We start from the raw sequence: 18,799 nt of genomic DNA on the forward strand, positions 1-18,799 counted from the left end.
CGTTAATTAAATGCGTTTCTCGATGATACCACCACCAAGGCACACTTCTCCTTGATAGAACACGGCTGATTGGCCAGGAGTCACAGCAATTTGTGGCTCGTCAAAAATGACTTTGATGTTCTCATCATCGATAGGGAGAATTGTACAAGGAATATCGGTTTGACGGTAACGTGTTTTTACTGTGCACTTCAAAACATCAGTAATTGGTGTGCGATCAACCCAATGCAGTTGAGATGCAATCAGGCCCTCTGATTTGAGAAGAGGGTGGTCTTTGCCTTGTACTGCAATCAGAACGTTGCGTTTTAGATCTTTGTCGCCAACAAACCATGGATCTTCGTTACCGCCGCCGCCTTTTTGACCACCGATATGAAGGCCTTTGCGTTGACCTAGAGTGTGGTACATCAAGCCTTGGTGCTTGCCAATAACTTTACCTTCAGGTGTTTCGATGTTACCTGGTTGCGCTGGTAGGTATTTGCCTAGGAATTCAGTGAACTTGCGCTCTCCGATAAAGCAAATACCGGTGGAGTCTTTCTTCTTCGCTGTGATCAGGTCTTGTTCTTCTGCGATACGTCGTACTTCAGGTTTCTCAAGCTCACCCACAGGGAATAGGCTACGGGAAACTTGGTCGCTACTTAGTGTGTATAGGAAGTAACTTTGATCTTTATTGTTATCTAAACCGCGTAGCATTTGCGGTTTTTCGCCTGCTGCTTGTTCTTCCGCAGTTGGGAATGTGCGGCGGACGTAATGACCCATTGCGATAAAATCAGCATCAAGAACTTCATCTGCAAATTCCAAAAATGCTTTGAATTTGATTTCTTTATTACAAAGAATATCTGGGTTTGGAGTACGGCCAGCTTTGTATTCCGCTAGGAAATATTCAAATACGTTGTCCCAGTACTCTGCAGCGAAGTTGATGGTGTGTAGGTGAATGCCTAACTTGTCACACACTGCTTGAGCGTCGGCTAAGTCTTCCGCTGCTGTGCAATATTCCTCATTGTCATCTTCCTCCCAGTTCTTCATGAACAGGCCTTCTACTTGGTAACCTTGCTGTTGAAGCAGATACGCAGAAACAGATGAATCAACGCCGCCGGACATACCGACGATGACTTTCTTTTGGCTGTTGTCAGACATTACTAAACACCACTTAATTTAACTGGACGCAGATTCTATCAGAAAGCCTTTCAGGGTGACAGATCCGAGATCGGCCTCACACTTCAAAACAGAACGTTTTTTGCTCTATCACTCACTATATCTGCGCTTTTTTTACTATCGAGTGTCTATATGTGGCATAGTTGCCGAAATTCAAGCCCTGTGGAAGTAACAAATGAGTGAAGAAAACCAAATCTTTGAAGAGTCACATTTGATCGAAGTGATCGAGAACCAATTGGAGGACGGCAATCCAATCAAAGTGAAAGAAACTCTTATGAGATTAATGATGACTGGTACGCCTCGTGAGGATGCTGTGGCGATGATGGCTTGCGCTATGTCGATCGAGATTTTTGATGTGATGAAAAATGAAGGCGAGTTTAATCTTAAACGTTACACAGAAAATTTAGAGCGCCTGCCGGATTTAAGTTTCATGGAAGGGGAATAAGTCCTCTTATTTATTACGTATCCAACAGCGTGAAAATTAATTTTCATTGCAAACGTTTGCTATAATTGCGATTGTTGCCGCGTCTAAATGTGCGCGGTAGAATCCGGCATCCTTTCATCCCTTACTCGAACCTATACCGTAGAAATATAGCTATGAAATTTCCTGGTCAACGTAAATCGAAACACTATTTCCCAGTCCATGCTCGTGATCCTTTAGTGAGTCAAGCGCAAGAAAGCAAAAAAATGTCTCGCACACATATTATTGGTATTGACCAGACTTTGGTTGATATTGAAGCGAAGGTGGGCTCGGAATTAATCGAAAAGTACAAATTGAGTAAGGGACACTCATTAGTTATCGATGACGCAACCGCAGAAGCTTTATATATTGAGCTTAAGCAGAATGAGTTAATCACCAACGAATACGCGGGTGGCACGATCGGTAATACGTTGCATAACTACTCTGTGTTGGCGGATGATCGCTCGACATTATTGGGTGTAATGAGCCAAGATATTAAGATCGGTAGTTATGGTTATCGTTATCTATGTAATACATCTAGCCGCATGGATCTCAATTACCTTCAGGGTGTTGAAGGTGCGATTGGACGTTGTTTTGCATTAATTACAGAAGATGGTGAACGAACTTTTGCAATTAGCGAAGGCCAGATGAACCAACTTCGTCCAGATAGCATCCCAGAGAAGATTTTTAAAAACGCTTCAGCGTTAGTACTAACGGCTTATTTAGTTCGTTGTAAAGAGGGTGATCCAATGCCTGAAGCTACAATGAGAGCGATAGAGTATGCCAAAAAGTATAACGTTCCTGTTGTATTAACTCTGGGTACAAAGTTTGTTATTCAGGATGACCCGAAATTCTGGCAAGAGTTTTTACGTGACCACGTCTCAGTAGTCGCAATGAATGAAGATGAAGCAGAAGCGTTAACTGGTGAATCCGATCCACTAGCGGCTTCAGATAAAGCTTTGGAATGGGTTGATTTAGTATTGTGTACAGCGGGTCCTGTTGGCTTGTTTATGGCGGGTTACACGGAAGAGGCAGCGAAGCGTGAAACGTCTTTGCCATTACTTCCAGGCAGTATCGCGGAATTTAACCGTTACGAGTTTAGTCGCCCTGCAGTAAAAGATAACTGTGAGAATCCTATTAAAGTTTACTCACATATTTCACCTTATATGGGTGGACCTGAAAAAATTAAGAACACGAACGGTGCAGGTGACGCGGCTTTATCTGCGTTATTACATGATATGGCTGCAAATAAATATCATAAAGAGAACGTTCCCAATTCTAGCAAACACGCTCACGCGTATTTGACGTACTCATCTTTTTCTCAGGTATGTAAATACTCCAACCGAGCTAGTTATGAAGTTTTAGTTCAACACTCTCCTAGATTGTCGAGAGGGTTACCAGAGCGAGAAGATAGCTTAGAAGAAGCATACTGGGAAAGATAACAATAAAAAACCTCACTAATGTGAGGTTTTTTATTTAGTACATAAATAAAAAGCGCCGTTTAGGCGCTTTTTACAAAGAAGGTTCATTATTTCTCAATAAGGAAGTCTTCTAGAACTTTACCAGCATCTAATTGCTCTTGGATTGCTGAAGGAGTACGACCTTGACCAGTCCAAGTCTTCGTTTCGCCATTTGCGTCAACATATTCGTATTTAGCTGGACGAGGAGCACGTTTAGATTTTGCTTTAGCCTTGCCTTTTGTCTCACCTGCTAGAGCAGAGATAAGAGCTTCAACATCAATACCATCTTTAGCGATTTGTTCAGCGATAGCTGATAGTTTTGCTTCTTGCTCTGCTGCAGCTGCACGTTCTGCTTCTTCTGATTCTTTACGCTCTTCGACAACGATAGTTAATTTGTCCAACGCTTCTTCTAGTTGCTCAAGTGTTAATTCACGAGAGAAAGCGCGCAAGCTACGAATGTTTAATAGTGTTTTTGTTAGTTCCGACATATTTTAATCTCACTTTTATAAGGAGTGCCTAATATGAGAGATAATAATCCTGAAAAACGGATATTACAATATAGTGAATGTAAATTTAGTTAAATCCTGACAAATATAATTCATTTATGGGAATTTGTTTTTTCTATCTCTACATTTCGTGACCAAGCTATGTTTTTAATGATGTAAATTAGACCATTTAGTTAATTATTAAACTTATATTTAAGTATTCGGTTTCATATATTGTAAGCAGTCTTTGTAACGTCTACGTGTTGCCGTCAACTTTTAGTCGCATGTCAATTAATTGGAATTTGGTTATTTAGTATGGTTTAAAATGTTTCACTTATATCGACGTTGTATCGTTGTTGGTAGGCAAATTCAATTCCTGGATACCAGTTATGCATAGGATGTCTATGCATAATAGTTGGAAAGTTAATCCTTTGGGGTTAAGAATATTTTTAACAATAAAACTGGAGTGATGTATTGAAATGATGTGCTACTTAAGTACAATGAGCGGAACCTAATGCACTTTTATGGTTAAATTATTGTTAAAATGACTTTTCAATAGTTTAAAGTTTCATAAGGTGCGGTAGAGGCGCGGAATAAATAAGTAAAGCTTGTTGGGGTGATGCCAATGAACAAGTAAGAAAGGTTATTCTGCCGAAGTGAGTCTTCTCATCAAAGAAACTTGCTGGGGTTACACTCGAAAGGGGTAACACTGCCATAGTCTATAATTTGTAAAACTATGGAGCGCTACTGTAGGGCTGGGGAAGCATTCGCTTGCCTATCGCTTATTTTTGCTCAATTGTTTGGAAATGAATTCCTTCAATTAGTCTGCAGTAGATCTCTAACCATTTATTACTGGTTTTTGAAGATCATGAATTTAATTGATTTTGCATCATCTCCTTTATCTCTTTTGCCTCCTTTGGTGGCATTGAGTCTTGCTATTGTTACACGTCGTGTACTTGTTTCGTTAGGTGTCGGTATTGTTCTAGGCGCGATTCTATTGAATGACTACTCATTTGGTAGCGCGTTAGGTTATGTTGGGTCCACAGTTTCAAGTGTGTTCATCGAAGATGGTGGCATCAATACTTGGAACATGAGTATTGTTGGTTTCCTACTGCTGTTAGGTATGATGACAGCATTGTTAACTCTTTCTGGTGGTACGCGAGCATTTGCTGAATGGGCTCAAACTCGAGTTAAAAGCAAACGTGGTTCTAAGCTGCTTGCTGCTTTTCTTGGTGTGTTCATCTTCGTTGATGACTACTTTAACAGCCTAGCAGTAGGTGCGATTTCTCGCCCGGTAACGGACCGCTTCTACGTATCTCGCGCTAAGCTTGCGTATATTCTAGATTCTACAGCGGCACCTATGTGTGTGGTCATGCCAGCGTCTAGCTGGGGTGCATACATCATGACAATCATAGGTGGCATTCTTGTTTCCCACGGTATTACAGAATATTCAGCGTTGGGTGCTTACCTACGTCTAGTACCTATGAATTTCTACGCAATCTTCGCATTGCTAATGGTATTTGCAGTTGCTTGGTTTGGTCTTGATATCGGCAAAATGCGCGAGCACGAAATCGCAGCATCTCAAGGTCGTGGCTTCGATAAAGATAAAGAAAACGACACAGAAGAAGCACATGAGCTAAATGAAGAGCTAGATATTAGAGAAAGTGAAGGTGGTAAAGTCTCTGACCTAATCCTACCAATCGTATTCTTGATTATCGCGACTGTTGCTTCAATGATGTACACAGGTGGTCAGGCACTTGCTTCTGATGGGATTGAGTTCAATCTATTAGGAGCATTTGAGAATACAGATGTTGGTACTTCACTGATATATGGTGGCCTAGTTGGTCTGGCGGTTGCGTTGTTCACAGTAATTAAGCAAGGCATTGCGGGTACTGAGATAGCTCGTACGCTTTGGATCGGTGCTAAATCAATGTTCGGCGCGATCCTTATCCTAGTCTTTGCTTGGACTATCGGTTCAGTCATCGGTGATATGAACACTGGTAAGTACCTGTCTACTTTAGCTCAAGGTAACATCAATCCACATTGGTTACCTGTTATCTTATTCTTACTATCTGGTTTGATGGCGTTCTCGACGGGAACATCATGGGGTACATTCGGTATCATGCTACCAATCGCGGGCGATATGGCAGGCGCCACTGATCTTGCACTAATGTTGCCAATGTTAAGTGCAGTTTTGGCTGGTTCAGTATTTGGTGATCACTGTTCACCAATATCAGATACAACTATCTTGTCTTCAACGGGTGCGCGCTGTAACCACATTGACCACGTCGCGACTCAGTTGCCATACGCGTTGTCGGTTGCTGCAGTATCGTGCATCGGTTTTGTTACTCTAGGTATGACGGCTTCAGTAGGTATCTCGTTGGCTGTGTCTTCGGTTGCGTTTATTGCAGTTTGTGTGCTGCTTTCGGTGTTATCCAAGTCAAAAATGGCGAGCTGTCAAAACGCTTAACTGATTGTTCGTACATTCATTTCTAAAGGGAGCTTCGGCTCCCTTTTTATTTGTCATATACAAATTGAAAAAAGTTTAAATAAATGGTTGAAAAATGTTTACACCTTAGTTAGTGTGGATATCAACAAAGCGAACAATAAGAGCTTATTAAGTATGCGTAATTTAGTCATGAACATTCATCACCATCATCACCCAGTCTAGTCTTTCGGGAGATGCACGCATACCCGGGAGACAGGATACTCCCGGAGTCTAAAATCGCAAACAACAAGATTTAGAACCCTCGGGAGACACACTCTTCCGAGGGTTTTTCAGTATTAGCAATCTTAAAAAGTTTATAAATTTCAAAAATTTGCACAGGGATAAAGCAATGCAGACACAACGCCTAAGAATCGCAATTCAAAAAAAAGGTCGCCTAAGTAAAGAGTGCCAAGAGCTTCTTAAAAAGTGCGGCGTTAAATTCAACATCATGGGTGAGCGCTTAGTGGTTCACTCACTAAATATGCCAATTGACCTATTACTGGTTCGAGATGATGACATCCCAGGTTTAATTATGGATGGCGTGGTTGACCTTGGCTTTATTGGCGAAAATGAATTAGAAGAAGTTCGCTTAGATCGTAAAGCACTAGGCGAGCCAAACGAGTTTGTCCCGTTACGTCGTTTAGACTTTGGTGGCTGCCGACTTTCCATCGCTATCGATAAAGACGAAGAGTACAACGGCCCTCAAGATCTTGCTGGTAAGCGCATCGCTACCACTTACCCTCAACTTCTAAAAGCTTACATGGACGAACAAGGCGTTCCTTTCTCTACTTGTATGTTGACTGGTTCGGTAGAGGTTGCTCCTCGCGCAGGCCTTGCTGATGCGATTGCTGACCTTGTTTCAACAGGCGCAACGCTAGAAGCGAATGGTCTAAAAGAAGCAGAAATCATTTTCAAATCTAAAGCAACCCTAATCCAGCGCACGGGTGAGTTTGATGCGGACAAAGAGGCACTTATTGAGAAACTGCTGACTCGTATGCAAGGCGTACAGCAAGCGAAAGAGTCTAAATACATCATGCTACATGCGCCAGTAAGTAAGCTTGAGCAAATTAAAGCGCTACTTCCTGGAGCTGAGGATCCAACAGTTTTACCTCTATCTACTGATAAAGAAAAAGTAGCCGTACATCTAGTAAGTACCGAAAATCTGTTTTGGGAAACGATGGAGCAGCTAAAGGAACTTGGTGCAAGCTCAATTCTGGTGTTGCCAATTGAAAAGATGATGGGGTAATAGAGATGAGAACGGTTGTTTGGCAGTCGCTGAGCGAATCTCAGCAAGATTCTATTCTAGAGCGTCCTGCAATTGCGGAAGGTGCCAATATCACTGCGGCAGTTGCTGAGGTGATTGCAAAAGTTCGTAATGAAGGTGACTCAGCACTACTTGAATTAACAGAAAAGTTTGATCGAGTTAAGCCAGAATCTATTCGCGTATCTGAACAAGAGGTGACAGATGCATGTGCTCGCTTATCTGACAATATGAAGCAGGCTCTGGATCAAGCTTATTCAAATATTGCTAAGTTCCACAAAGCGCAAAAGCCTCAGCCAATTAAAGTCGAAACTCAACCCGGAGTCGTCTGCGAGCAGGTTACTCGCCCAATCCAAAAAGTGGGTTTGTATATTCCTGGTGGCAGTGCTCCACTTCCATCAACGGTTCTTATGCTAGGTGTACCTGCAAAGATTGCAGGATGTCGCAAAGTAGTGCTTTGTTCTCCACCGCCGATTGCGGATGAAATCTTATACGTAGCACGCCTGTGTGGTATCGATGAGGTTTACAATGTCGGTGGCGGCCAAGCGGTTGCGGCAATGGCATACGGGACTGAGACAGTATCTAAAGTCGATAAGATTTTCGGCCCAGGCAATGCCTATGTGACGGAAGCGAAACGCCAAGTGAGCAATGATTTCCGTGGCGCTGCAATTGATATGCCTGCAGGTCCGTCGGAAGTTTTAGTATTGGCCGATGAAACGGCTGACGCAGACTTTATTGCGGCAGATCTTTTAAGCCAAGCGGAACATGGTCCTGATTCGCAAGTGGTACTTGTGACACCATCACCTGTGATTGCAGACCAAGTGACGGATGCGGTTCAACGTCAACTGAAAGAACTCTCTCGTGCTGATATTGCGGAAAAAGCACTGGCATCAAGCCTAATTATTATCTCTGAGTCGCTAACTCAAGCTGTGTCTATTTCGAACTACTACGGCCCAGAACACTTAATTGTACAAACCAAGAACCCACGTGAGCTTCTGCCATTGCTAGACAATGCTGGTTCAATTTTCTTGGGTGACTGGTCACCAGAATCTGCTGGTGATTATGCGTCTGGTACTAACCACGTTCTTCCGACTTATGGTTACACACGTACTTACTCAAGTTTAGGCTTGGCAGATTTTTCTAAGCGTATGACGGTACAAGAGCTGAGTGCAGAAGGCCTACAAATTCTCGCGCCAACTGTTGTTACTATGGCTGAAGCTGAAGGCTTAGATGCGCACAAGCGTGCAGTAACGATTCGTGTCGAGAAGTTAGCTGCTAAAGCGTAAGGATAAATGAGATGGAAAAGCTAGCACGTAAACAAGTCCAAAAATTAACGCCTTACCTTTCCGCAAGACGTATCGGCGGCACCGGAGACGTTTGGCTTAACGCTAACGAATCTCCGTTTGATAATGAATACAAAACCGACTTTGCACGTTTAAACCGTTATAGCGAGTGTCAGCCAAAAGAACTGATTGAAGCGTACGCCGCGTATGCGGGTGTTAAACCGGAGCAGACACTAACCTCGCGCGGTGCTGATGAAGGCATTGAACTGCTTATTCGTGCGTTTTGTGAGCCGGGTGAAGATGCAATCCTATACTGTCCACCGACTTATGGCATGTACTCAATCAGTGCTGAAACTATTGGCGTTGAGCGTAAAACGGTTCCACTTACGGCGGATTGGCAACTTGACCTAGAAGGCATCAAACAAAACCTCGAAGGCACTAAGTTAGTATTCGTATGTAGCCCTAACAACCCAACTGGAAATTTGGTTAAGCGTGAAGACATCGTTTCTCTGCTTGAGATGACCAAAGACAAAGCAATAGTGGTGATGGATGAAGCCTATATCGACTTCTGCCCTGAAGCTTCAACGGTGGACCTTCTGGCCGAGTACCCGAATCTTGCCATTTTGCGCACTCTGTCTAAAGCATTTGCATTAGCCGGTCTACGTTGTGGTTTTACACTTGCCAACGAAGAGCTGATCAATGTATTGCTGAAAGTGATTGCTCCTTATCCTGTGCCAATTCCTGTTGCCGACATCGCAACTCAAGCACTTTCTGAAGCTGGTCTTGCCCGAGCTAAGTTCCAAGTGCTCGACCTGAATGCAAACCGAGCGTATCTACAGGTTGGTTTATCGATGATTCAAGGCCTGGAAGTTTTTGAAGGGTGGGGTAACTATCTGCTGGTTAAATTCCCAGATGGTGATGCAGTCTTTAAAGCGGCATGGGACAGCGGCATTATTTTGCGTAACTCTCCAATCGAGAATTGTGTTCGTATTAGCGTTGGTAGCCGTGACGAGTGTGAAAAAACACTCGGCTTTATCAGAAATTACTATAACTAACAGATTTTTGGCTCTTGCCGATTGCGAGAGCTACCCAAATTGAAATAAGGAAGTTCGTGTGAGTAAGCAACAAAAAATTCTATTTATCGACCGTGACGGCACACTTATCGTTGAGCCACCGGTAGATTTTCAAGTTGACCGCCTAGATAAATTAAAACTAGAGCCGTTTGTTATCCCAAGCCTTCTTTCACTCCAAGATGCAGGGTACCGACTCGTGATGGTCACCAACCAAGATGGTCTTGGCACAGACAGCTACCCTCAAGCTGATTTCGATGCGCCACACGATATGATGATGGAGATCTTCGAATCTCAAGGTGTGAAGTTTGATGATGTTCTAATCTGTCCTCACTTCGAAGAAGATAACTGCTCTTGCCGTAAACCTAAACTGGGTATGGTGAAAGAGTACCTTCAAGCTGGCAAGGTTGATTTCCAAAACTCAGTCGTGATTGGCGATCGACAAACTGACCTTCAACTGGCTGAGAACATGGCTATTCGTGGTATTCAGTACAACCCAGAAACCATGGGTTGGAAGCAAATTCTAAAAGACCTGACCGTTAAAGCGCGTGTGGCTGATGTGGTTCGTACCACTAAAGAAACTGACATCAAAGTGAAAGTGAACCTAGATGAGCAGGGCGGTAACCAAATCTCGACAGGCCTTGGCTTCTTTGATCACATGCTTGATCAGATCGCAACTCACGGCGGTTTCCAAATGGTATGTAACGTGGAAGGTGACTTGCACATTGATGATCACCACACCGTTGAAGATACGGCTTTAGCTCTAGGCCAAGCACTGAAAGACGCACTGGGTGATAAACGTGGTATTGGTCGTTTCGGCTTTAGCTTGCCGATGGATGAGTGTTTAGCGCAATGTGCGTTGGATCTTTCTGGCCGTCCTTACCTTAAGTTTGAAGCAGAATTTAGCCGAGAGCAGGTAGGTGATCTATCAACAGAGATGGTGGTTCACTTCTTCCGTTCACTGACTGACACGCTAGCTTGTACACTGCACCTATCATCAGCAGGTCATAACGATCACCACATCATTGAAAGCCTATTTAAAGCCTTTGGTCGCACGCTTCGTCAAGCAATCAAAGTCGAAGGCACAGAGCTTCCAAGTAGTAAAGGCGTACTCTAGTAAGGGCAGAATATGAGTGATCAAAACGTAGTTATTATTGATACCGGTTGCGCCAACGTCTCTTCTGTAAAGTTTGCGATTGAACGTCTTGGTTATACGGTGACAATCTCAAAAGAGCCGAGCGTTGTTCTTGCCGCCGATAAGCTTTTCTTACCAGGAGTTGGTACGGCGAGTGAAGCGATGAAGAACTTGCAAGAACGTGACCTGATTGAATTGGTTAAGCAAGTTGAAAAACCGCTTTTGGGTATCTGTCTAGGTATGCAGTTACTTGGCAAAGTGTCACAAGAAAAAGGCCAAAAAGCCGATGAGCTTGTTGAATGCCTTGGCTTATGTGAAGGCGAGGTTAAGCTGCTTGAAACTGGCGAACTGCCTCTTCCGCACATGGGTTGGAATACCGTCAAGTCGACCCCAGAACACCCGCTGTTTAAAGGTATTGAAGAAGGTGAGTACTTCTACTTCGTCCACAGCTTCGGTATGCCAGTAGGTGATTACACCATTGCGCAATGTGAATACGGCCAGCCATTTACCGCTGCAGTACAAAGCGGCAATTACTACGGTGTTCAATTTCACCCAGAGCGCTCATCAAAAGCTGGCTCAAAGCTTATACAGAACTTTTTAGAGCTGTAATTTTAAAGAATCAAAGGGAAGTAATTCAGTGATTATTCCAGCGTTAGATTTAATTGAAGGTCAGGTAGTACGTTTATACCAAGGCGACTACGGACAAGTAACCGAATACAAAGTAGACCCAGCAGAGCAGTTTAATCTGTACCACCAAGCCGGCGCAGGTTGGTTGCACTTAGTTGATTTAACTGGCGCAAAAGACACCGCTGCTCGTCAGCTTGATTTAATTGCCAAACTGCTTGCGAGCACACCAGCGAACATCCAGATTGGTGGCGGCGTACGCAGTGAACAAGATGTGGTTGATTTGCTTGAAGCAGGGGCCCAGCGAGTGGTTGTTGGCTCAACGGCCGTCAAGCAGCCAGAGCTTGTAAAAGGCTGGATGGAAAAATACGGTGCTGAAAAGATTGTACTTGCCCTCGATATTAATATTGATGAGCAAGGCGTTCGTAAAGTCGCGATTTCTGGTTGGCAAGAAGACTCGGGTGTCACCATCGAAGCATTGGTTGATGACTACTTAACGGTTGGCCTAAAACACGTACTTTGCACTGACATCTCACGTGACGGCACGCTAGAGGGTTCCAATGTGGAACTGTACGTTGACCTATGTAAACAGTACCCACAAGTTCAATTCCAATCATCTGGTGGTATCGGTTCCCTTGCTGATATCGAAGCGCTTAAAGGCAGCGGTGTATCAGGCGTGATTGTTGGCCGTGCGTTTCTTGATGGTAAATTCACAGCAGAGGAGGCATTTGCATGTTGGCAAAGCGAATAATTCCTTGTCTTGATGTTCGTGACGGACAAGTTGTAAAGGGTGTTCAGTTCCGCAACCACGAGATCATTGGTGACATCGTTCCTCTAGCACAGCGTTATGCTGAAGAAGGTGCGGATGAGTTGGTGTTTTACGACATTACCGCATCCAGCGATGGTCGAGTAGTCGACAAAAGCTGGGTAAAGCGTGTTGCGGAAGTGATCGACATTCCTTTCTGTGTGGCGGGTGGCATTAAGTCTGCCGAAGACGCCGCGCGTATTCTTGAATTTGGTGCCGACAAGGTATCGATTAACTCACCAGCATTGGCCAACCCTGAACTGATTACTCAACTTGCAGATAAATTCGGTGTTCAGTGTATTGTTGTGGGTATCGACTCTTACTTTGATAAAGAGACAGGTAAGTATCAGGTTTACCAATTTACCGGTGACGAAGCTCGTACTAAAGCGACGAAGTGGGAGACTCGTGATTGGGTTCAAGAAGTTCAGAAACGTGGTGCCGGCGAAATCGTTCTTAATATGATGAACCAAGATGGTGTTCGTAACGGTTACGATATTGAGCAGCTGAATATGGTGCGAGAAGTGTGCAATGTGCCTCTCATCGCTTCAGGTGGTGCGGGTGCGATGGATCACTTTGCAGAGGCTTATCAGAAAACTAATGTCGACGGTGCTCTAGCCGCGTCTGTTTTCCATAAGCAAGTCATCAATATTGGTGAACTCAAACAGTATTTGAAACAACAAGGTGTAGAGGTGCGTCTATGAGTTTTGCAGCGGCAGAAGTAAATACGCTAGCGGAACGTATCAACTGGGACAAAGTCGACGGCCTTGTACCTGCGATCGTTCAAGATTTTCAATCAAGTCAAGTGCTCATGATGGGATACATGAACCAAGATGCGCTAGTTAAGACGGGTGAAACGGGTCAAGTTACGTTTTTCTCACGTACGAAAGAACGTCTTTGGACCAAAGGTGAAACGTCTGGCAATGTACTCCAGCTGAAGAACATCGCATTAGATTGCGACAATGACACATTATTGGTTAAGGTGAACCCAATTGGGCCTACTTGTCACACCGGAACAACAACGTGTTGGGATGGTGACCCACAAGAAGAGAGCCAAATGGTGTGGCTTCATCAACTTGAGCAGCTACTGGCTGCCCGCAAGGACGCCGACCCAGAATCCTCTTACACTGCGCACCTTTATTCTCGTGGCACCAAGCGTATTTCGCAAAAAGTGGGCGAAGAAGGCGTTGAAGTCGCGCTTGCGGCGACGTCGGGTGACAAGGCGGAGTTAGTGTGTGAGTCGGCTGACTTGATTTACCACTTGATGGTTCTGCTTCAAGACCAAGGCTTATCAATGAACGATGTAGTCAATAAGCTCAAAGAACGTCACAAGTAATAAACTAGTCTCGAGTTAAAATAATTAGCGCCCTCAAATGAGGGCGCTTTTGTTGGTTTAAGGAGTCTAACTACAGTTATTAGCCGGTATATTCGAATAAGAAGTAATAGCCATATCCGACGATAAACGCTGGAATAGCAGAGTAAACTGTCGCAACTAACGCCGCTTTTGGAGCGAGCGCAATTGCTGGAAACAGAGCATCACCGTCGTTTGATATTGCATTCGATAATTGTGCTGATAGAGGCGCAGCTCCCGAAATATAGAGACTTGTAACCAATATTTGTGGTCCACACCCTGGCAACAAGCCCACGACTAACCCCATAAGCGGCATCCACACTCCCCATCCAGAGAAGGTAGCAGCGAGGTCGATATGACCAAAGAAGGTAATTAGTTCAAAGGCCATAAAGGCAAGTATTACCCATGCTGTTACAAAGTTTGTGTCTTGGGCGGCTTTTTGTAGTGGATGAGAAGAAACCTGTTTTACGTCTTCTGATACAGTTGATTCGTAGTCTTTGATCTCTTTAGTCAATGACCAAAGCAGCATACTTACAATAATAAGAGCTGTACCTACCCACTCAATAGCCATATCCGGTAATCTCAGAAGTGCATTGATATCAACCTGGAATGAACCAAGAGCGGCAATCACTGTCGCAGGAACAATTAACCACTTCCAAAATGCCCCTTGCAAGTTGATCGCTTTTTTCTCTAAATTGCTTTGTTGGCTGTTCTTTTGACAAGCAAAGCGATGGCCGATAGATTTTAGCTCCGGACGCAGAAAATCATCTTTGTGGACAGCGTTAACCGCCCAACCAGATAGACTCCCGACGATGATGCCAAGACCCACAACTGCAAAGCCTATATCGGGTTTGCTTGCCAACAATAGAAAGGCAGCATCTCCCATAGTAGAAGTTAACACTGCAACAATTGCCCCAAATCCCACACGGCCGCTTACAAATTGGGTAGTGACAATGATTGCGCCGCCACATCCAGGTAAGGCGCCAAGCAGAGCAGCGAACATTACCTGGTAGTTTCTAGAGCTTTGGTAAAGATTCACCACCTTGCTTTCTTTGCTCATAAAGAGCGATAAGTAATGATAAAGCGCCAGAGTAAAAGCAACATAAGCAGATACCGCCCAGAATGCATCTGATAAGGTGTTTACAGTCACCTCTTGAGTTGTTTCATTTAATACCAGAGCAATTAATGCGACTGGTAGTGCTAAACGTTTATAAGCAGGCTTAAACTGAGAAAGCGATAGCCAAGTTGGGGCAATTTGGAAAAGTCTAAGTGAGTTCATAAAAAACACAAATGCAAATGCGAATAATTCTCAATATATTTTATTGAGAATTAATTGCAACAAAAAGTTGAAAGAAACGCTTTTCTTTTTGCTAACCCATGACAAATCTCAAAATTCAGGTAAAGTATCGCCTTCGTGAGTAATTTGCCCTGAACGGGCCTATTTTAGTCGTATAGGAAATAAGATGATTCTAGTTGTAGGTCACAAGAACCCTGATAGTGATAGTATCTGTAGTGCACTAGTAGCAACTGAGCTACTTAAAGCGCGTGGCGTTGAAGCAATGCCAATTCGCCAAGGCGAGATCAACCGTGAAACGCAACACATTCTAGAAGTTGCTGGCGCTGAAGTTCCTGAACTTCGCACGTCTGTAGCTGGCGAGAAAATTTGGTTGGTAGACTACTCAGATCTAGCACAAGCTCCGGATGATGTGGCTGAAGCAGAAATCTTAGGCATTGTTGATCACCACCGTCTGGGTGACGTAATGACTATTAACCCAATGGAAGCTTGGATCTGGCCTGTAGGTTGTACTAACACAGTACTATTCAACATGTTCAAGATTGAAGGTCATGAGATCACTCCTCAGATCGCTAAACTAATGATGTCTGCAATCCTGTCAGACACAGTAGGTTTTGCATCTCCGACTTGTACTCAAAAAGACAAAGATGCTGTTGAAGAACTAGCGAAAATCGCTGATGTATGTGACGTTGATGCCTTCATCAAAGATCTTCTAATTGCAAAAACAAACATCGAAGGTTTATCAGCTGCTGAACTTGTTGAGAAAGACTTGAAAGGCTACCCATTCAACGGCCGCGATGTTGTTGTAGGCCAAGTTGAACTTGCAACTCTAGAGCAAGTTGACGGCATGATTGATGCGCTTGAAGCAGATCTAGAGCGCCGCTGTGCTGAAGAAGGTTTAGCCTTCGCTGCAGTTATGCTAACAGACATCACTACGGCTCAAACTCGTCTACTATTCAAAGGTGAGTGGGCTGAGAAGCTAGTTAAGCATGAGAAAGATGGCATGCTTATGATGGAAAACACGCTAAGCCGCAAGAAACAGGGCTGGCCTTGGCTACAAACTGAGCTTGCTTAAGCCCGTTGTAGTTTCAAATACTAAAACGCCCATAGCCTAGCTGTGGGCGTTTGTTTTTTTAGCTTAATAAATGGTGGAGAGACCCATGTCTGAATCACTTTCGCAAGAGCAAATCGCTAGTGTAAATAAAATGCGTGCAGATGAGCGTTTCAATTACTGCATTAAAGAAATCGCTAAGCACCGTAAAGTCTGGATCCTGACTGACGAGCATGGCTGCGTGATGTTGAATACTGAGGATGAAGATTGTGTCCCAGTATGGCCACATGAAGAATTTGCTAATCAATGGGCAACGGGAGATTGGGAGCATTGTAAAGCCGAATCGATCTCGACAGCAAAATGGTTTAGCCGTTGGACTTATGGTTTAGAAGATGATGAGCTTGCGATTGCCGTATTTCCAAATAATGAAGAAGAGGGCGTCGTACTTTACCCTGACGAGTTTGAATTTGAACTGAAAAAGCGCGGTTAACCTCTCTAGGCCAAGTTTTCAGTAGCTTGGTCTACTTATTCCTTTTCCTCACATAAATTGCCCAATCACTTTCAGGTGCTGAGTACGTAGCGCTATGTTGATAGTGCTGGAATACGTCCGCAAATTCACGGTATTGACTAAAGTGCTCGATGAAGTCGAATCCTTGTGGGTATCTAAGTAAATGTGTAGACATTTCCACTAGAATGATTTGCGGTTTACTCTTTTCAATATCTTCAGTCACAATTTTATTGACTAGGTCAAGGCGCGCTTTATTGGACTTGTCAGTAGGATCTTTTAATGACTCAGGTAGCGGCCAAAGTACAGGGAATCGACCACTCCACCTTTGCCCCAAATGTATTGCGATTGGGTGTCCTACGAAGAGTCGGGCACTGAAGGCGTATATACTTTGCCCTGGGCTGACGAGTTTATCAGTCGCATTATAAATTGACTGAAATGGATTGAACTCAATAAGCTCTTTGGGAAGACGGCTGTCTTTGGCTATTAACTGCGTTAACGCTCGATCTAAATTCACTTTATTAATGTCTATAAAGTGATAATGGCGAACAAAAAAGAGTATCGCGCTTAAGAACAGAAGTTGAACTAAACCTTTGGCTGAAAAGTGCGCAGTCAGTTCTGTCACAACATAGAGCCAACTTGCAATTAAGACAATTGACAGCAGAGTGAATACAAGAATGAGGTGATAGCTGAAACCAGCTTGGCCAATCAAGAAAGCCACGAACCCTGCGAATACAAGAACATATATCCCCTTAATTACTTGCTTCTTTGTGGAGGCTTGCACAAGAAATCGATAGGGGAGAAATAGAAGCAGGGACAGTAGTGCTAGTCTGCCCAATAAACTCTCCAGGTCATCAAAATACGCAACGTAAGTTTCACTGGCCATAGGCGCCACGTTTGAGAAATACGCCGGATGAAAGTTGTAGACATAGATGATGTATATTGCGCCAATCATCGCGAGATATATATTTTGCCATCGTAGTAACAGCAATATCTTTCGATTAAGCCACAAGTAGTAGAGCTCTAGAAAAACCAACGCGACGATATATTGAGGCTTTAAACATACAGCTATTCCAGCAAGCGTAAGTGTTATCGATTGAATTAATATGGAACAGGGTCGCGCTTGTAAGCGACAGGCCATCATTAATAGATACAGGATTAAGGAGGCTGCAATAATATGCTCACGTTGCAAAAATGCAGCAGGAAGAACAAATAGTAAGCTGAGAGAAATTGCGAGTACCCAAATCAGCGGTTGTTTTATTTGGAGACGTACTACGTAGTAATGGCTGAGTGCGCTAATGAGAAGCAGATAGCTAATCATCGATATTCTTAGTGAAGAGACTACACTCCAATCTCCCAGATAGTAAGGGAGAAGGAACAAGCGGTAAATGTAAACGATCAGTGGTGGGTTAATTTCGAAGTACTGAGTATAGAGATCGCCAGACTCTCCGTAGAGTGCCATTTGAGTGAGGAAAGCGACATCTGCATTGATAAAGTAATGAGTTTGAGTGAGTAAAGAATAAAATGCCGCAAAAAAAATGGTGACCCAAACTGCAACGGGCCATCGCAGGTTAGTCAGGTTGTGTGTAGATAAACGATTAGTATCCGACAAGCTGATAGAGCTCTCCTGAATTAGCGGTTTCTATGGCTCGCTTGAGTTTTCCTTGCTGCTGGTAGCGACTAAGGATCTGCTTAATGACTGGCTTAACTTGTTTTATTGTCATTCCGGAGGTTAGCTCTGGTTCATATAGCAGTTGAAGCAATACGACGTCTAAAGGAGATAACAAGTCTTCAGGCGTCTCATCATTAAAGATAGACGGAAAAGCACTTTCTGCATCGTTTGGAAGTCCCATTACTTGAGCAATCTCTTCCACTATGCAGGCGAGAAGCTTGCCGTGCTCTCTGGCTTGATCTACGGGAATAATGATGGCTGCAGAAGCGATTGAGCCATTAGTAGGATTGGTTCGAAAGCCAGCTTTGCAAATAGCCCCATGCATGTTCTTTAATGCGGTTGGGCCAATTTCTTTTTTCACATCCTGCCGCCACTGCGATTCTTTGGTAAAGATCCAGATGATATTTGCTTCGTTTCGAGAGGCTACTCGTCGAATGGGGAGGCGAGTAATGTCTGATAAGTGAGCCAAGTGGGCATTGGTAAGTTCATCATGCAGTTCTTTATCTCCAACTTTATGATCAACCCAGACTTTTATTGGTGTGTCCCACTTTGCTAACCGCCAGTTCCCTGGCGCATATTCTCTTTTTAACGCGACGTCGATGAAGGCCCTTTGAATAAATTTGGGGTCAAGCCAAGTTTGTTCCTGCTGGTAGTTTGCAAAGGCGTTGCCAGCAAACATTGTGAGAAAGAAGAGCGCTATCCTTAGCAT

18 protein-coding genes, 1 riboswitch and 1 other annotated feature are annotated in these 18,799 nt (G+C 43.8%); of the genes, 13 read left to right on the forward strand and 5 right to left on the reverse strand.

Going from position 1 to position 18,799, the window contains the following annotated elements; translation table 11 throughout:
- Positions 1-6: 6 nt before the first annotated feature.
- Positions 7-1,131, reverse strand: coding sequence for a tRNA 2-thiouridine(34) synthase MnmA (gene mnmA / locus AC4MRV_RS04145; RefSeq protein ID WP_491186158.1), 1,125 nt, complete (start codon positions 1,129-1,131; stop codon positions 7-9).
- Between the two features lie 193 nt (positions 1,132-1,324).
- Between mnmA and AC4MRV_RS04150 the strand changes: the two genes are divergently transcribed.
- Together AC4MRV_RS04150 and AC4MRV_RS04155 are read left to right on the forward strand one after the other, a co-directional pair.
- A complete protein-coding gene (locus AC4MRV_RS04150) occupies positions 1,325-1,594 on the forward strand; it encodes a hypothetical protein (protein WP_491186159.1) in 270 nt (89 codons plus the stop codon).
- Between the two features lie 152 nt (positions 1,595-1,746).
- Positions 1,747-3,051 (forward strand): inosine/guanosine kinase, encoded by a 1,305-nt coding sequence (locus tag AC4MRV_RS04155; RefSeq protein ID WP_491186160.1) that lies wholly within the window; start codon positions 1,747-1,749, stop codon positions 3,049-3,051.
- Positions 3,052-3,137: 86 nt separating this feature from the next.
- Here AC4MRV_RS04155 and AC4MRV_RS04160 read toward each other — a convergent pair whose 3' ends face one another.
- Positions 3,138-3,557: an H-NS family histone-like protein gene (locus AC4MRV_RS04160; protein ID WP_491186161.1), complete on the reverse strand. Its 420-nt coding sequence runs from the start codon at positions 3,555-3,557 to the stop codon at positions 3,138-3,140.
- Between the two features lie 570 nt (positions 3,558-4,127).
- Positions 4,128-4,309, forward strand: a riboswitch (Lysine riboswitch).
- Between the two features lie 113 nt (positions 4,310-4,422).
- On the opposite strand from AC4MRV_RS04160, the gene tet(35) reads away from it, so the two are divergent.
- The 9 genes from tet(35) (at position 4,423) to hisIE (ending at position 13,553) form a co-directional block, all read left to right on the forward strand.
- Positions 4,423-6,024, forward strand: coding sequence for a tetracycline efflux Na+/H+ antiporter family transporter Tet(35) (gene tet(35) / locus AC4MRV_RS04165; protein ID WP_491186162.1), 1,602 nt, complete (start codon positions 4,423-4,425; stop codon positions 6,022-6,024).
- Positions 6,025-6,200: 176 nt separating this feature from the next.
- Positions 6,201-6,337 (forward strand) — a sequence feature (His leader region).
- A 54-nt stretch (positions 6,338-6,391) separates the two neighbouring features.
- Positions 6,392-7,288: an ATP phosphoribosyltransferase gene (gene hisG / locus AC4MRV_RS04170; RefSeq protein ID WP_491186163.1), complete on the forward strand. Its 897-nt coding sequence runs from the start codon at positions 6,392-6,394 to the stop codon at positions 7,286-7,288.
- Positions 7,289-7,293: 5 nt separating this feature from the next.
- Positions 7,294-8,589: a histidinol dehydrogenase gene (gene hisD, locus AC4MRV_RS04175; RefSeq protein WP_491186164.1), complete on the forward strand. Its 1,296-nt coding sequence runs from the start codon at positions 7,294-7,296 to the stop codon at positions 8,587-8,589.
- A gap of 11 nt (positions 8,590-8,600) precedes the next feature.
- The gene (gene hisC, locus AC4MRV_RS04180) at positions 8,601-9,641 is read left to right on the forward strand and encodes a histidinol-phosphate transaminase (protein WP_491186165.1); all 1,041 of its coding nucleotides are present in this window, start codon (positions 8,601-8,603) and stop codon (positions 9,639-9,641) included.
- Between the two features lie 58 nt (positions 9,642-9,699).
- A complete protein-coding gene (gene hisB / locus AC4MRV_RS04185) occupies positions 9,700-10,773 on the forward strand; it encodes a bifunctional histidinol-phosphatase/imidazoleglycerol-phosphate dehydratase HisB (RefSeq protein WP_491186166.1) in 1,074 nt (357 codons plus the stop codon).
- Between the two features lie 12 nt (positions 10,774-10,785).
- A complete protein-coding gene (hisH, locus tag AC4MRV_RS04190; protein WP_491186167.1) occupies positions 10,786-11,400 on the forward strand; it encodes an imidazole glycerol phosphate synthase subunit HisH in 615 nt (204 codons plus the stop codon).
- Positions 11,401-11,428: 28 nt separating this feature from the next.
- Complete coding sequence (gene hisA / locus AC4MRV_RS04195) at positions 11,429-12,166, forward strand: 1-(5-phosphoribosyl)-5-[(5-phosphoribosylamino)methylideneamino]imidazole-4-carboxamide isomerase (protein WP_491186168.1); 738 nt, start codon at positions 11,429-11,431, stop codon at positions 12,164-12,166.
- On the forward strand, positions 12,148-12,921 hold the full coding sequence (gene hisF / locus AC4MRV_RS04200; RefSeq protein ID WP_491186169.1) for an imidazole glycerol phosphate synthase subunit HisF: 774 nt from the start codon (positions 12,148-12,150) through the stop codon (positions 12,919-12,921). Before hisA ends, hisF begins: the two co-directional genes overlap by 19 nt.
- The gene (gene hisIE / locus AC4MRV_RS04205) at positions 12,918-13,553 is read left to right on the forward strand and encodes a bifunctional phosphoribosyl-AMP cyclohydrolase/phosphoribosyl-ATP diphosphatase HisIE (RefSeq protein WP_126574354.1); all 636 of its coding nucleotides are present in this window, start codon (positions 12,918-12,920) and stop codon (positions 13,551-13,553) included. Before hisF ends, hisIE begins: the two co-directional genes overlap by 4 nt.
- Positions 13,554-13,632: 79 nt before the next feature.
- On the opposite strand, the gene AC4MRV_RS04210 is transcribed toward hisIE, so the two are convergent.
- Positions 13,633-14,847, reverse strand: coding sequence for a putative manganese transporter (locus AC4MRV_RS04210; RefSeq protein WP_491186170.1), 1,215 nt, complete (start codon positions 14,845-14,847; stop codon positions 13,633-13,635).
- A gap of 184 nt (positions 14,848-15,031) precedes the next feature.
- Here AC4MRV_RS04210 and AC4MRV_RS04215 point away from each other — a divergent pair, with 184 nt between their 5' ends.
- Positions 15,032-15,937 (forward strand): manganese-dependent inorganic pyrophosphatase, encoded by a 906-nt coding sequence (locus tag AC4MRV_RS04215; protein WP_491186171.1) that lies wholly within the window; start codon positions 15,032-15,034, stop codon positions 15,935-15,937.
- An 85-nt stretch (positions 15,938-16,022) separates the two neighbouring features.
- Positions 16,023-16,403 carry a DUF2750 domain-containing protein gene (locus tag AC4MRV_RS04220; RefSeq protein WP_491186172.1) on the forward strand — a complete coding sequence of 127 codons (381 nt, stop codon included), beginning with the start codon at positions 16,023-16,025 and terminating at the stop codon, positions 16,401-16,403.
- A 31-nt stretch (positions 16,404-16,434) separates the two neighbouring features.
- On the opposite strand, the gene AC4MRV_RS04225 is transcribed toward AC4MRV_RS04220, so the two are convergent.
- Positions 16,435-18,030 carry a hypothetical protein gene (locus AC4MRV_RS04225; RefSeq protein ID WP_491186173.1) on the reverse strand — a complete coding sequence of 532 codons (1,596 nt, stop codon included), beginning with the start codon at positions 18,028-18,030 and terminating at the stop codon, positions 16,435-16,437.
- Positions 18,017-18,799, reverse strand: coding sequence for a DUF2927 domain-containing protein (locus AC4MRV_RS04230; protein ID WP_491186174.1), 783 nt, complete (start codon positions 18,797-18,799; stop codon positions 18,017-18,019). The genes AC4MRV_RS04225 and AC4MRV_RS04230 overlap by 14 nt, the downstream gene beginning before the upstream one ends.

Source organism: Vibrio sp. (assembly GCF_984391705.1).